Source organism: Nonomuraea sp. JJY05 (genome assembly GCF_043496855.1).
Lineage (GTDB): Bacteria > Actinomycetota > Actinomycetes > Streptosporangiales > Streptosporangiaceae > Nonomuraea.
In genome coordinates this window covers 111,535-125,103 of record NZ_JBIEIS010000002.1, presented here as the reverse complement: position 1 = coordinate 125,103, position 13,569 = coordinate 111,535, and the positions used below count along the sequence as shown (strand labels likewise).

The following is a 13,569-nucleotide window of genomic DNA, read 5'->3' as shown; positions in this document are numbered from 1 at the left end:
GATGAAGACGGCACTGGCCTTCTCCGAGATCGACGCCGGGATGCTCGCCGAGGTGGGTGGCAAGGCCGCGAACCTCGGCGAGCTGGCCCGGGCCGGCCTGCCCGTCCCGCCGGGATGGGTGCTGACCACGGAGGCGTACCGGCGGGTGGCGGAGGGCCTGGAGACGAGCGGCGACGGGCTCGCCGAGCGGGCCAGGCGGCACCTGCTGGAGGCGCCGGTGCCGGATGACGTGCGCGAGACGATCGTGACCTCCTACGCCGCTCTCGGCGACGACGTGCCCGTGGCGGTGCGCTCGTCCGCCACGGCCGAGGACCTGCCGTTCGCCAGCTTCGCCGGGCAGCAGGACACCTACCTCAACGTCGTCGGCGCCGAGGCGGTGGTGGAGGCCGTACGCCGCTGCTGGGCCTCGCTCTGGACCGACCGCGCGGTCCACTACCGCGAGTCCAACGGCATCGACCACGCCGCCGTCCGGCTCGCGGTGGTCGTGCAGGAGATGGTGGACGCGCGGGTGGCGGGCGTGATGTTCACCGCCAACCCGGTGACCGGGCGGCGGCGCGAGGCCGTCATCGACGCCAACCCCGGGCTCGGCGAGGCCGTCGTCTCCGGCGCCGTCAACCCCGACCGGTTCATCGTGCACGACGGCGAGATCCTCGAACGCCACGCCGGCGACAAGCGCCTGACCATCCGCTCCGTGCCCGGCGGCGGCACGGAACGCGTCGAGACCGCGCACGACGGTCTCTGCCTGACCGACGGCCAGGTGCGCGCGCTGGCCGAGCTGGGCGCCCGCGTCGAGGACCACTACGGCGCGCCCCAGGACACCGAGTGGGCCATCGACGAGGACGGCCGGCTCTGGCTCACCCAGGCCAGACCGATCACCACCCTCTACCCGCTGCCCGAGCAGACCAGGCCGGGCCTGCGGGTGTACTTCTCGGTCAACGTCGCACAGGGGGTCATGGGGCCGCTCACCCCGATGGGGCTGTCGGCGTTCCGGCTGATCTCCGCCGGAGCGGCGGGGCTGCCCGGCTACGGGCCGGCCGACCCGCTCGACGGCGCGCCGTTCATGTCCGTGTCGGGCCAGCGCATGTGGCTGGACCTGACCACGGCCGTACGCAGCCGCTTCGGCCGCGCGGTCCTGCCGCGCATGCTCGCGCTGGGCGAGGCGCGCACCGTCCCCGTCTTCGAGCGGCTGGCGCAGGACCCGAGTCTCTCGGTGGTGCACACGTCCCCCCGCCCGGTCCTGCGCGGCCTGCGCAGGTTCGCCCGCCGCATCCACGCCCCCTCCCGGATCCTCCTCGCCCTCACGCGGCCGAAGGAGGGCCTCGCGTACGCCGCCCGCCTCGGCGAGCAGCTGGACCGGCGCCTGCGGCTCCCCGAGCCGGCCACTCCCGCCCAGCGCCTGGACCACGCCGAAGGCCTGCTCGCCGCCGCCTTCCCGGCGATCCTGTCGATCATGCCCATGGTGCTCACCGGCTACGGCCTGTTCGCACTGGCCTCCAAGCTGTCCGGCGTGCCCATCGCCGACATGCAGGACGTCCTGCGCAGCGTCCCGCACAACCCGACCACGGAGATGGACCTGGAGCTGTGGCACCTGGCCACCCGCATCGAGCCGGAGCCGTTCAGGAAGGAGCCGGTGGCCGAGCTGGTCCGCCTCTTCGAGGCCGGGAAGCTCCCGCCGGTCGCCCAGCGCGAGATCACCGCGTTCCTGGACAAGTACGGTCACCGCGGCGTCGCCGAGATCGACCTGGGCGTGCCCCGCTGGTCGGAGGAGCCCGCGCACATCCTCGGCGTGCTGGCCAACTACCTGCGCATGGACGGCGTCGCCGACCTCGCGCCCTCCGCGCTGTTCGCCAAGGGGGCCGAGGCGGCGCGCTCCGCCATCGCCCACGTGGCCTCCGAGGCCGGCCGCAAGGGCCGCTGGCGGGCCGCGGTCGTGCGTTTCGGGCTCCGGCGGACCAGGGAGTTCGCGGGACTGCGCGAGCTGCCCAAGTTCTATCTGGTCAAGACCCTGGCCGGGGTGCGGCAGAGCATGCTCGCGGTCGGGGAGCACCTCGTGGGCCTCGGTGTCCTGGACTCGGCGCAGGACGTGTACTTCCTCGGCTTCGACGAGGCCAGGGCCGCCCTGGACGGGGGCGACCTGCGCGCGGTCGTGGCGGAGCGGCGGGAGACGTACGAGCGGGAGTCGCGCCGCAGGCACGTCCCGAGGATCCTGCTGTCCGACGGGACCGAGCCCGAGGCGCTCGCGATGGGTGCTGCGGACGGTGCTGCGGACGGCGCGCTGACGGGCACCGCCGCCTCGGCCGGCACCGTCACGGGCGTGGCCAGAGTGGTGCTCGACCCCGTCGGCGCGCACCTGGAGCCGGGCGAGATCCTGGTCTGCCCCTCGACCGATCCCGGCTGGACGCCGCTGTTCCTGACGGCGGGCGGGCTGGTGATGGAGATGGGCGGCGCGATGTCGCACGGCGCCGTGGTGGCCAGGGAGTACGGCATCCCGGCCGTCGTCGGCGTGCCCGACGCCACCCACCGCATCACCACGGGGCAGGAGATAGAGGTGAACGGCGCCGCGGGGACCGTGACGCCATTGTGACCGGCTGCGGCGCCACCTGCCGGTCAGGGAGGACCGAGGTAGCGCCGGGCGTCACCGTACGGGGAGCACCACGTCCTCGTAGCGGGCCTTCATCGTGGCCACCACCTCGTCAGGGTCGGCGGCCCAGACGTCGGCGTTGAAGATCTCCACCTCGACGTCACCCGCGTAACCGGCGTCCAGGACGGCCTGCGTGATCGGCCGGAAGTCGATCACGCCGTCGCCCATCATGCCCCGCCCGAGCAGGATGTCCTGCGGCAGCGGGTGCAGGTAGTCGCACACCTGATAGGAGGCGATCCTGCGGCCGGCCCGCGCGATGTCCTCGAACACCCTCGGGTCCCACCACACGTGGAACGTGTCGACCACCACGCCGACCTGCTCCTCCGGGTGGGCCAGGCTCAGGTCCAGCGCCTGGCCCAGGGTCGACAGGACGGCGCGGTCGGGGCAGTAGATCGGGTGCAGCGGCTCCAGGGCCAGCTTGACCCCGCGCTCCCCGGCGTACGGCGCCAGCTCCGCCAGCGCCTCCGCCACGCGCTCGCGCGCCCCGGCCACGTCCCGCGAGAACCCGCTCGGCGGCAGGGCCTCGCCCGGCTTCACCCCGGGCAGGCCGCCGACCACCATCACCAGGCAGGCCGCCGACAGCTCGGCCGCCTCGTCGATGGCCCGCCGGTTGTCGTCCAGCGCCTGCGCGAAGGCCCGCCGGCCCTCCTCGCCGGGCAGCCCGCCCGCCGTGAGGAAGCCGCCCCGGCACAGGGACGACACCCGCAGGCCGGCCTCGCGCACCAGCTTCACGCTCTCCGCGAGGCCCTGCTCGGCGACTTTCTCACGCCACAGCCCGACCGCCTCCAGGCCGTGCCGCACGCACCCGTCCACGGCCTCGGCCACGGACCACCGCCTGGTCGTCCACTGGTTCAGCGCCAAGCTCATAGCCCGTTCACCGCCAGCAGCGCCTTCATCCGGCCCACGGCCAGCTCCTGGTCGGACAGGAGCCCGGCCTGGTCGGCGAGGCGGAACACCTCCGCCAGGTGCCGCAGCGAGCGGGCCGACTGGGCGCCGTTCACCATGGCGAACGCGTCCTGGTGGCCGTTCAGCCAGGCCAGGAAGACGATGCCGGTTTTGTAGTTGTACGTCGGCGTCTCGAAGATCTTCCTGGACAGGGGGACGGTCGGGGCGAAGATCTCGTCGTAGCGGGCGAGCTGCCGGGCTGCCTCGTCCGCGTCCTGCGCCGCCCCGGCCGCGTCCAGGGCCTGGAGCGCCGCCGTCGCCGCCGGGGCGATGGCGTCGAAGATGCCCAGCAGCGCGTGCGAGCCCGACTTGATCAGCGAGGGATAGTTGAAGTCGTCCCCCGTGTACAGCCGGACGCCCTCGGGGAGCGCGGCGCGCAGCCCCACCTCGTGCTCCTCGTCCAGCAGCGACACCTTGACGCCGTCGACCATCGCGGCGTGCGCGTGGATCAGCTCCAGGAACGACTCGGTGGCCGCCGCCACGTCGCCCGAACCCCAGTAGCCGGCCAGCTGCGGGTCGAACATCTCGCCCAGCCAGTGCAGGATCACCGGCCGGTCCGCCAGGCCGAACAGCTTGCCGTACACCTGGTGGTAGTCCTGCGGACCCGACGCCACCCTGGCGAGCTGGCGGGAGGCCATGACGATCACCCCGGCGCCGGCCGACTGGACGGTCTCGATCTGCTCGGCGTACGCGGCGGTGATCGTGTTGAGGTCGGCGGCTTGGGGCGCGTGGTCGGTGCCCGCGCCGCAGGCGACCAGCGTCGCCGGGTCGCCGTACGAGCGGGCCTCGGCGGCGCTGCGCCGGATGAGCTCCTTGGTGGCCGCCCAGTCCAGGCCCATGTTGCGCTGGGCGGTGTCCATGGCGTCCGCGACGCGCAGGCCGTGCGACCACAGGTGGCGGCGGAAGCGCAGGGTCGCGTCCCAGTCCACGGCGGCGGGGGAGCCGGGCGTGTTGTCGCCGAGCGGGTCGGCCACCACGTGCGCCGCCGCGTACACGACGCGGCCGGCGGGCGGCCCGCCGGGCACCTCCCACGTGACGGGCTCGCGCAGGGTGTAGGCGCCGATCCCGGGCAGGTCGATCGTCGTCACAGCTGCGGCACCTCGATCCTGCGGCCCTCGGCGGACGAACGCAGGCCCAGCTCGGCGAGCTGCACGCCGCGGGCGCCGGAGGCGAAGTCGTTCGGGAAGGGCGCGTCCTCCAGCACGTGCTTGATGAACGCCTCCCACTGCACCTTGAACCCGTTGTCGAACTCGGCGTTGTCCGGCACCTCCTGCCAGCCGTCGCGGAAACGGGCGGTGGCGGGCAGGTCGGGGTTCCAGACGGGCTTGGGGGTGGCGGAGCGGTGCTGCACGCGGCAGTTGCGCAGGCCGGCCACGGCGCTGCCGTGCGTGCCGTCCACCTGGAACTCGACCAGCTCGTCGCGGTTCACGCGAACGGTCCAGGACGAGTTGATCTGCGCGACGATGCCGCCTTCGAGCTCGAAGATGCCGTACGCGGCGTCGTCCGCGGTGGCCTGGTAGGTGTTGCCCTGCTCGTCCACCCGGGCGGGGACGTGCGTCACGGCGCGGGCGTAGACGGACTGGACGCGGCCGAACAGGTTCTCCATCACGTAGTGCCAGTGCGGGAACATGTCGAGCACGATGCCGCCGCCGTCCTCGGCCCGGTAGTTCCACGACGGGCGCTGCGCCTCCTGCCAGTCGCCCTCGAACACCCAGTAGCCGAACTCCCCGCGCACCGACAGGATCCGGCCGAAGAAGCCGCCGTCGATCAGCCGCTTCAGCTTGAGCAGGCCGGGCAGGAAGAGCTTGTCCTGCACGACGCCGTTCTTGATCCCCTTGGCCGCGGCGGCCTCGGCGAGCGCCACGGCCTCCTGCGTCGACTCGGCGGTGGGCTTCTCGGCGTAGATGTGCTTACCTGCCTCGATGGCCTTCAAGACGGCCTTGACGCGGGCGCTGGTGACCTGGGCGTCGAAGTAGATCAGGTTGTCGTCGTCGGCGAGGGCGGAGTCGAGCTCCGTAGTGAAATCCGAAATCCCATGCTTTGCCGCGATATCTGCCAATTTATCGGCGTTTCGGCCGACAAGTACTGGCTTGATCTTCACCCTGCCGCCGTCCGAGAGCGTGACCCCGCCCTGCTCGTTGATGGCCAGGACGGAACGGACCAGGTGCTGACGGTAGCCCATCCGCCCGGTGACGCCGTTCATCACGACGCCGATGGTGCGCACGCTCATTGAGGATCCCTTCAGGACAAACATGGGGAAAGCGCTTTCCCGAACGGTACGGCCGCCCCACCAACCCCGTCAAGTAGCCCCAACCCCCACACACCCGAAAACCCACCCGTCGGGGCCCATCGGCGCACAGGGGACGCGCCCGGTGCCCGGCCCGTCGGTCGGGTGCGGTGTCCGGCTCGGCGTTCGAGGGCGACCCTTGGGTTGGCGTTCGGACGCCGTGCCCGGGTCGGCGTCCGGGTGTGGCGCGTGTGCCGGCGTCGTGGGCCGTTGGCGGGGACCTGCGCGGCACCGTCCCGCGGGATGCGCAACGCGCCCCCACCCTCCCGGGTTTGGGTGGGTGAGGGCGCGTTGGGAGTGAAGGGCGGGGTGCTAGAGGTCGCCGCGGGTTTCCAGGCGGGCCAGGGCCTTGGTGATGGGGTGGACCGTCAGGGAGAGCTGCCACTCGCGGGCTCCGAGCTCGCGCAGCCGCCCTGTCACCGTCTCCTCGGTGATCTCCTCCGGCGGCTCCCAGGTGAGCCGCCGCACCGCGTCCGGTTGCAGCAGGTTCTCGGTCGGCATGTGGTGCTGCTCGGCCAGTCCCGCCACCACCGCTCGCGCGGCGGCGAGGCGTTTGGCGGCGGCCGGGTCGCGGTCGGCCCAGCGGTTGGGCGGTGGCGGTCCGTCGCCCGGGGTGCTCGGCTGCGGGAGCTGGTTGTCCGGCAGTCCGCGGGCCCGGGTGACGGCGGCGAGCCAGTCGCTCATGTGGCGGCGTGCGCTACGCCCGGTGAATGCTGATATTTCGGTCAAGGCCTTCTTGGTGCGGGGTCCCTCCAGCGCGGCGGTGACGATGGCCGCGTCGGGCAACACCCGCCCGGGCGCCAGGTCGGCCTCCCGGGCGATCCTGTCGCGCATGGTCCACAACTCCCGCACGATCGCCAGCGCGCGTACGTTCCGGACCTTGTGGATGCCCGACGTACGCCGCCAGGGATCGGAGCGCGGCACGGGCGGCGGCGTGTTGAGCACGGCGGCGAACTCCTCGCGCGCCCACTCCAGCTTCCCGCTGTCCACCAGCTCCTGGTAGAGCACGTCACGGAGCTCGACCAGCACTTCCACGTCGAGGGCCGCGTACCGCAGCCAGTCTTCCGGCAGCGGCCTGGTGGACCAGTCGGCGGCCGAGTGTCCCTTCTCCAGCCGCAGCCCGAGCACGGTCTCGACCATCGTGCCGAGCCCCACCCGCTCGTAGCCGAGCAGCCGCCCCGCCAGCTCGGTGTCGAACATCTCCCGCGGCCTGAACCCCACCTCCAGGAGGCACGGCAGGTCCTGGGAGGCGGCGTGCAGCACGATTTCCGCGTCGGCCACGGCCGCGTCGAGCGCGGACAGGTCGGGGCAGGCGATCGGGTCGATCAACGCGGTGCCCGCCCCGGCCCGGCGCAGCTGTACGAGGTAGGCGCGGTTGCCGTAGCGATAGCCCGAGGCGCGTTCGGCGTCGACCGCCACGGGACCTTTGCCGGCCGCGAAACGCGAAACGATTTCAGTCAGCGCGTCGGCGTCCGCGATGACCGCTGGAATGCCCTCGCGCGGCTCCAGGAGCGGCACGACGGTACGTTCTTCTGTCACGAGTTCACCGACCTCATGACGCTGGTGCTGTCTTGACTGGTGCCCTCACTTCGTACGGTCACTCTCCGGATCATCACGGCGGCGGGGAAGGGCGGCCACGTCGGGCGGGAGCGGCGGGATCCCCGCCGCCAGGCACATCAGGTCGCACCAGGCGGCGACGTGGCCGGAGAGATCCTCCTGCGCGGGTGACCAGGACGCCCGCAGCTCGAGCTCGGTCGTGACCGGGTCTTCGGCTTTGTTGCCGAACCCCTCTGACACGGCTCTTGTCACGGTACCGCCAGCGGCGGAGTAGTCGGCTTGGTGGGCCTCCAGAGCCTCGGTCAGCCAGCTCCAGACGACCGGCCCGAGCAGCGGGTCGGAGGTGATCTCCGGCTCCATGTCGGCCCTGACGTAGGCCACCAGCCGGAACGGGCCTTCCCACCCGCGCTGGCCGTCAGGGTCGTAGAGCAGGATCAGCCTGCCCACCGCGAGCTCTTCGTCGTCGCGGTAGACCGACGCGCCGATGGCCGACGAGTAGGGGGCCAGCCGCTGCGGCGCGGGCAGCTCCTCCAGCTCGATCTCCGGCCTGACCTCGGTCAACCGCATGCTCTCCGCCGCGCGCGTGAACGCCGCGGGGGGAGGAGGCTGGTCACTGAGTGTCATAGCGGAAGCGTAGGTCGAAGTCGGACGGAAGGGGACCACTGGGGTGCTCATCCTTCGTGATCAAGCCGCTGCCGTAACCAGCTGGCGAACCTGTCGGACGGACTCGGCGGTGCCGATGATGATCGCGTGACCGCACTCGATGCAGGCCCACTCCGGGCAGTGGCCGGGCTCGTGCCCGTCGAGGCACGGCGGTTGCTCGAACAGCCGCTCACCGGCACAGGACAGGCAGCGCTCATTGCGGCGCTCTGGGGAAGTCCACAACGCGGTAGTCGCACGAGTCATCGAACCGGGGCCTTTCTTCGGGTCGTGGCTCCGACGTTGGCACGAGCCGCTGACATTTCCCCGCAACGCGCTCGGCGTGTCCCGAAAGTGGTCTCTGAATCGATGCCGCGCGGGGGGTTGGCGAACATTTGGCCCAGTCGAGACCGGCACTCTGGCCGGGCATGGGGTGTGTTCGACCCTCGTGCGATGCCGATGCCGAGCAGACCGGTAAACCTTCATCTGGCTATCTGATCATGACTTGGGGTGTTCGATCGATGTTTTTCCGACACCTCGCACCAGTGTCGGGACCGTCGCCCGGACGTGGCACCCTTGTGGGGTGAATCTCGCCGACTCAGCGTTCCTGCGTGCCTGCCACCGCCAGCCCGTCCCGCACACCCCGGTCTGGTACATGCGCCAGGCAGGGCGGTCGCTGCCGGAATACCTGAAGGTCCGCGAGGGCGTGCCGATGCTCACCGCCTGCGCGACGCCCGACCTGATCGTCGAGATCACCATGCAGCCCGTCCGCCGCTACGGCGTGGACGCGGCCATCTTCTTCAGCGACATCGTCGTCCCGCTCAAGGCCATCGGCGTCGATCTCGACATCAAGCCGGGCGTCGGCCCCGTCGTGGCCGACCCGATCCGCGACGCCGAGGGCGTCGAGGCGCTGCGCCCGCTGGAGCCGGACGACGTGCCGTACGTCACCGAGGCCATCCGCGCGCTGACCGGCGAGCTGGGCGGCACGCCACTGATCGGCTTCGCCGGGGCGCCGTTCACGCTCGGCTCCTACCTCATCGAGGGCGGCCCGTCCAAGAACCACGACCGCACCAAGGCCATGATGTACGGCGAGCCGCAGCTGTGGCACGCGCTCATGGAGCGGCTGTCCACGATCGTCCTGGAGCACCTGCGCATCCAGATCGCGGCCGGGGCCTCGGCGGTGCAGCTCTTCGACTCCTGGGTGGGGGCGGTGGCGCCGGCCGACTACCGCGAGTTCATCCTGCCGCACACCCGGCGGATCTTCGAGGGCGTGGCGGGCGTGCCGCGCATCCACTTCGGCGTCGGCACGGGCGAGCTGCTCGGCGTGCTCGGCGAGGCGGGGGCCGACGTGGTGGGCGTGGACTGGCGGGTGCCGCTCGACGAGGCGGCCCGCCGGGTCGGCCCCGGCCGGGCGCTCCAGGGCAACCTCGACCCGGCCGTGCTCCTGGCGCCGTGGGAGGTCGTCGAGCGCAAGGCCCGCGAGGTGCTGCGCCAGGGCCGGGCGGCGGAGGGCCACGTGTTCAACCTGGGGCACGGCGTGCTGCCCTCGACCGACCCCGACCAGCTCAAGCGCCTCACCGACCTGGTGCACGAGGCGAGCGTCACCGGCTGACGCCCGGCCGCAGACCCGAGGCCTGTCCCGCAACCGTGTGGGGCAGGCCTTTTCGCATGTCCATGGAAGGTTTCCCCGCGCGTCACTAGACTTGGATCATTCATTATCTTGTATGATTCGTGTTTATGAAGACCACCGCCGAGGAGCTGCGCGGTGTAGGCCTGAGGGTGACGGCCGCCCGCGTCGCGCTGCTCGAGACCGTCCGGGAGGGCGATCACCTCGATGTCGAGGCGATCGCCTCCGGGGTGCGCGACCGTGTCGGCCACGTCTCTCTCCAAGCCGTGTACGAGGCCCTGCACGCGCTCACCGCAGCGGGGCTCGTACGTCGTCTCGAACCGGCCGGCAGCCCGGCCCGGTTCGAGGGACGCATCGGCGACAACCACCACCACGTCGTGTGCCGCTCGTGCGGTGTCGTCGCCGACGTCGACTGCGCGGTGGGCGAGGTGCCCTGCCTGACCGCGTCCGACGCCCATGGCTTCACGATCGACGAGGCCGAGGTCATCTACTGGGGCCTGTGCCCCGACTGTTCCACCGCCAGCGGTTCCTGAGCATCCTGATCTAGTCCGGAAGGATTCCCATGTCCGAGAACCATGATGCAATCGTCACAGACGCGAAGGCGGAAGGTGGCGGTTGCCCGGTCGCGCACCAGCGCGCCCCACATCCGACTCAGGGCGGCGGAAACCGCCAGTGGTGGCCGGAGCGGCTCAACCTGAGGATCCTCGCCAAGAACCCCGCCGAGACCAACCCCCTCGGCCAGGAGTTCGACTACGCCGAGGCGTTCAAGAGCCTGGACCTGCCGGCCGTCAAGCGGGACATCGCGGAGGTGCTGACGACCTCGCAGGACTGGTGGCCGGCCGACTTCGGCCACTATGGCCCGTTCATCATCCGGATGGCCTGGCACAGCGCGGGCACGTACCGGATCAGTGACGGCCGCGGCGGCGCCGGGGCCGGGCAGCAGCGCTTCGCCCCGCTCAACAGCTGGCCCGACAACGGAAACCTCGACAAGGCCCGCCGCCTGCTCTGGCCGGTCAAGAAGAAGTACGGCCAGAAGCTCTCGTGGGCCGACCTCATGATCCTCGCCGGCAACGTCGCCCTGGAGTCGATGGGCTTCGAGACCTTCGGCTTCGCCGGCGGCCGCGCGGACGTCTGGGAGCCCGACGAGGACGTCTACTGGGGCCCCGAGACCACCTGGCTCGGCGACGAGCGCTACACCGGCGACCGCGAGCTGGAGAGCCCGCTGGGCGCGGTCCAGATGGGCCTCATCTACGTCAACCCCGAGGGCCCGAACGGTAACCCCGACCCGCTGGCCGCGGCCCGCGACATCCGTGAGACGTTCCGCCGGATGGCGATGAACGACGAGGAGACGGTCGCCCTGATCGCCGGCGGTCACACCTTCGGCAAGACCCACGGCGCCGGCCCGGCCGACAACGTCGGCGCCGACCCCGAGGCCGCCCCGATCGAGGCGCAGGGCTTCGGCTGGAAGAACAGCTTCGGCACCGGCAAGGGTGGCGACACGATCACCAGCGGTCTCGAGGGCATCTGGACCAACACCCCGATCACCTGGGACAACAGCTTCTTCGAGATCCTGTTCGGCTACGAGTGGGAGCTGTTCCAGAGCCCCGCCGGCGCCAACCAGTGGCGGCCGAAGGACGGCGCGGGCGCGGGCACCGTCCCCGACGCTCACGACGCGTCGAAGAGCCACGCTCCGACGATGCTGACCACCGACCTCTCGCTCCGGTTCGACCCGGTCTACGAGCAGATCTCGCGGCGCTTCCTGGAGAACCCCGCCGAGTTCGCGGACGCCTTCGCCCGCGCGTGGTTCAAGCTGACCCACCGCGACATGGGCCCGGTCGCGCGCTACCTCGGCCCGGAGGTCCCCTCCGAGACGCTGCTGTGGCAGGACCCGCTGCCCGCGGTGACGCACGAGCTCGTCGACGCCGACGACATCGCCGCCCTCAAGGGCCAGATCCTGGCCTCGGGCCTGACGGTGTCGCAGCTCGTCTCCACCGCGTGGGCGTCGGCCTCGTCCTTCCGCGGCAGCGACAAGCGCGGCGGCGCCAACGGCGCGCGCATCCGACTGCAGCCGCAGAGCGGGTGGGAGGTCAACGACCCCGACCGGCTGGCGACGGTGCTGGGCACCCTTGAGGGGATCCAGAAGGCGTTCAACGGAGCCCAGACCGGCGGCAAGCAGATCTCGCTCGCCGACGTGATCGTGCTGGCCGGCGCCGCGGGCGTCGAGAAGGCCGCCAAGGACGCCGGCTTCGACGTCCAGGTGCCCTTCACGCCGGGCCGCGTGGACGCCGCGCAGGAGCAGACCGACGTCGAGTCGTTCGCCGCGCTCGAGCCGGTCGCCGACGGGTTCCGCAACTACCTCGGGAAGGGCAACCGGCTGCCGGCCGAGTACCTGCTCATCGACCGGGCCAACCTGCTGACCCTGAGCGCTCCCGAGATGACGGTCCTCGTCGGTGGCCTGCGCGTCCTGGGCGCGAACTACCAGCAGTCGCAGCTCGGCGTCCTCACCGACACCCCGGGGGTGCTGACCAACGACTTCTTCGTCAACCTGCTCGACCTGGGCACGACGTGGACGGCGACGTCCGAGGACGCGAACACGTTCGAAGCCAAGGACGACGTCACCGGCGAGGTCAAGTGGACCGGCAGCCGGGCCGACCTCGTCTTCGGGTCCAACTCCGAGCTGCGCGCGGTCGCGGAGGTCTACGCGAGCGACGACGCGAAGGAGAAGTTCGTGAAGGACTTCGTCGCGGCGTGGGACAAGGTCATGAACCTCGACCGGTTCGACCTGGTCTGATGATCGACGTCCGGGTCGGCCCACGCCGGGCCGGCCCGGACGGCGTACCCGGTCTCGGGGCGGTCAGGCCGCCTCGGGGTCGGGGCCGGGGCCCGGCGGGGGCGTGGTGACGGGCGGGCGCCTGACGCGATTGCGCCGCGCCAGGTAGATCACCAGCACGATCAGCGGCAGCGAGGCGATCAGCCACGGCAGCAGCGCGCCGAGCACCGTCAGCGCGACCTTCGTGAACGACACCAGCGCCGCCCAGCCCGCCTTGAGCCCGCCCAGGAAGCCCGCGGGCTCCTCCTCGGGATCCTTGACCTCGGTGACCGGCCCGACCAGCCGGAGCGTCAGCGTGGCCATGGCGACCTGCGTGGCCAGCTCCTTCTGCTGCGCCTGCAGTGACTCCAGGTCCGCCTCGCGCGTGGAGATCTCCCGCTCCACCTGCAGCACCTGCCCGATCGTGTCGGCCTTCTTCAGCAGCGTGCGCAGCGAGTCCAGCGACTGCTGCGCCGACTTGAGCCGGCTGTTGACGTCGGCCATCTGCATGGTGACGTCCTGGGTGCCCTGGTTCATGGACAGCTGCTTGCCCAGGTCCTTGCCGAGCCGGGCGAGCACCTCGGCGTACTTGTCGGGCGGGACCTTGAACTCCAGCATGGCCGAGTCCTCGGTGTCGCTGGCCGAGCTGGTCTCCTCCTTGGACAGGTAGCCGCCCGCCGACGTCACGATCTGCTTGGCCTGCTGCACGGCGGTGGTGACCTGCTTGGCCCGCACGGTCATGCTGCCGGTGTAGATGACCTGGCGGTCCTGCTGGATGAGCTTGACGTTCGAGACCGGCCCGCCGTTGTCCTGGCGCTGGGGCCTCGGCTGCTTGCCGACGGCCTGCTCCTGGGCCGGTGACGCTGGGGCAACGGCCGGTGCGGCCGCCCCGCTGCCCGAGTCGCTGGTGAGGGCGTTCGTGCTGCTGCCGCCGCCGCAGCCGGCTAAAAGCAGGGCCGAGCAGGCGGTCGCGAGTGCGATTCCGTACCGGATTCTCCTCATGCCCATAAGACGGGCGCTGGATAGCCCCGGTTTGACGCGATGAATCACGTTAAGGTCACTGC

The 13,569-nt window shown here is 71.4% G+C and carries 10 protein-coding genes; 4 read left to right on the top strand and 6 right to left on the bottom strand.

All coding sequences use genetic code 11. The features are described 5' to 3' along the window. The first annotated feature begins 1 nt into the window (after nt 1). Entirely contained in the window at nt 2–2,584 is a 2,583-nt protein-coding gene (locus ACFKCF_RS02770; RefSeq protein WP_394490237.1) for a PEP/pyruvate-binding domain-containing protein, read from the top strand. 51 nt (nt 2,585–2,635) lie between these two features. Here ACFKCF_RS02770 and ACFKCF_RS02765 read toward each other — a convergent pair whose 3' ends face one another. From ACFKCF_RS02765 to ACFKCF_RS02745, 5 genes are all read right to left on the bottom strand, one after another. Next, the gene (locus ACFKCF_RS02765) at nt 2,636–3,508 is read right to left on the bottom strand and encodes a sugar phosphate isomerase/epimerase (protein ID WP_350722761.1); all 873 of its coding nucleotides are present in this window, start codon (nt 3,506–3,508) and stop codon (nt 2,636–2,638) included. Next, nucleotides 3,505–4,674: a dihydrodipicolinate synthase family protein gene (locus ACFKCF_RS02760; RefSeq protein WP_394490235.1), complete on the bottom strand. Its 1,170-nt coding sequence runs from the start codon at nt 4,672–4,674 to the stop codon at nt 3,505–3,507. The genes ACFKCF_RS02765 and ACFKCF_RS02760 overlap by 4 nt, the downstream gene beginning before the upstream one ends. After that, a complete protein-coding gene (locus tag ACFKCF_RS02755; protein WP_394490233.1) occupies nt 4,671–5,816 on the bottom strand; it encodes a Gfo/Idh/MocA family protein in 1,146 nt (381 codons plus the stop codon). Before ACFKCF_RS02755 ends, ACFKCF_RS02760 begins: the two co-directional genes overlap by 4 nt. A 369-nt stretch (nt 5,817–6,185) precedes the next feature. Next, nucleotides 6,186–7,412: an HRDC domain-containing protein gene (locus ACFKCF_RS02750; protein ID WP_394490231.1), complete on the bottom strand. Its 1,227-nt coding sequence runs from the start codon at nt 7,410–7,412 to the stop codon at nt 6,186–6,188. 45 nt (nt 7,413–7,457) lie between these two features. Beyond that, nucleotides 7,458–8,054: a DUF3000 domain-containing protein gene (locus ACFKCF_RS02745; RefSeq protein ID WP_350722757.1), complete on the bottom strand. Its 597-nt coding sequence runs from the start codon at nt 8,052–8,054 to the stop codon at nt 7,458–7,460. A 622-nt stretch (nt 8,055–8,676) separates the two neighbouring features. On the opposite strand from ACFKCF_RS02745, the gene hemE reads away from it, so the two are divergent. The 3 genes from hemE (at nt 8,677) to katG (ending at nt 12,487) form a co-directional block, all read left to right on the top strand. Continuing rightward, nucleotides 8,677–9,681, top strand: a complete 1,005-nt coding sequence (hemE, locus tag ACFKCF_RS02740) for a uroporphyrinogen decarboxylase (protein WP_394490745.1) — start codon at nt 8,677–8,679, stop codon at nt 9,679–9,681. 125 nt (nt 9,682–9,806) lie between these two features. Beyond that, nucleotides 9,807–10,229 carry a Fur family transcriptional regulator gene (locus tag ACFKCF_RS02735; RefSeq protein WP_192786500.1) on the top strand — a complete coding sequence of 141 codons (423 nt, stop codon included), beginning with the start codon at nt 9,807–9,809 and terminating at the stop codon, nt 10,227–10,229. Between the two features lie 29 nt (nt 10,230–10,258). Then, the gene (gene katG / locus ACFKCF_RS02730; RefSeq protein WP_394490229.1) at nt 10,259–12,487 is read left to right on the top strand and encodes a catalase/peroxidase HPI; all 2,229 of its coding nucleotides are present in this window, start codon (nt 10,259–10,261) and stop codon (nt 12,485–12,487) included. A gap of 63 nt (nt 12,488–12,550) precedes the next feature. Here the strand turns inward: katG and ACFKCF_RS02725 are convergent, their stop codons facing one another. Next, on the bottom strand, nt 12,551–13,507 hold the full coding sequence (locus ACFKCF_RS02725; protein WP_394490227.1) for a DUF4349 domain-containing protein: 957 nt from the start codon (nt 13,505–13,507) through the stop codon (nt 12,551–12,553). Nucleotides 13,508–13,569 lie beyond the last annotated feature (62 nt).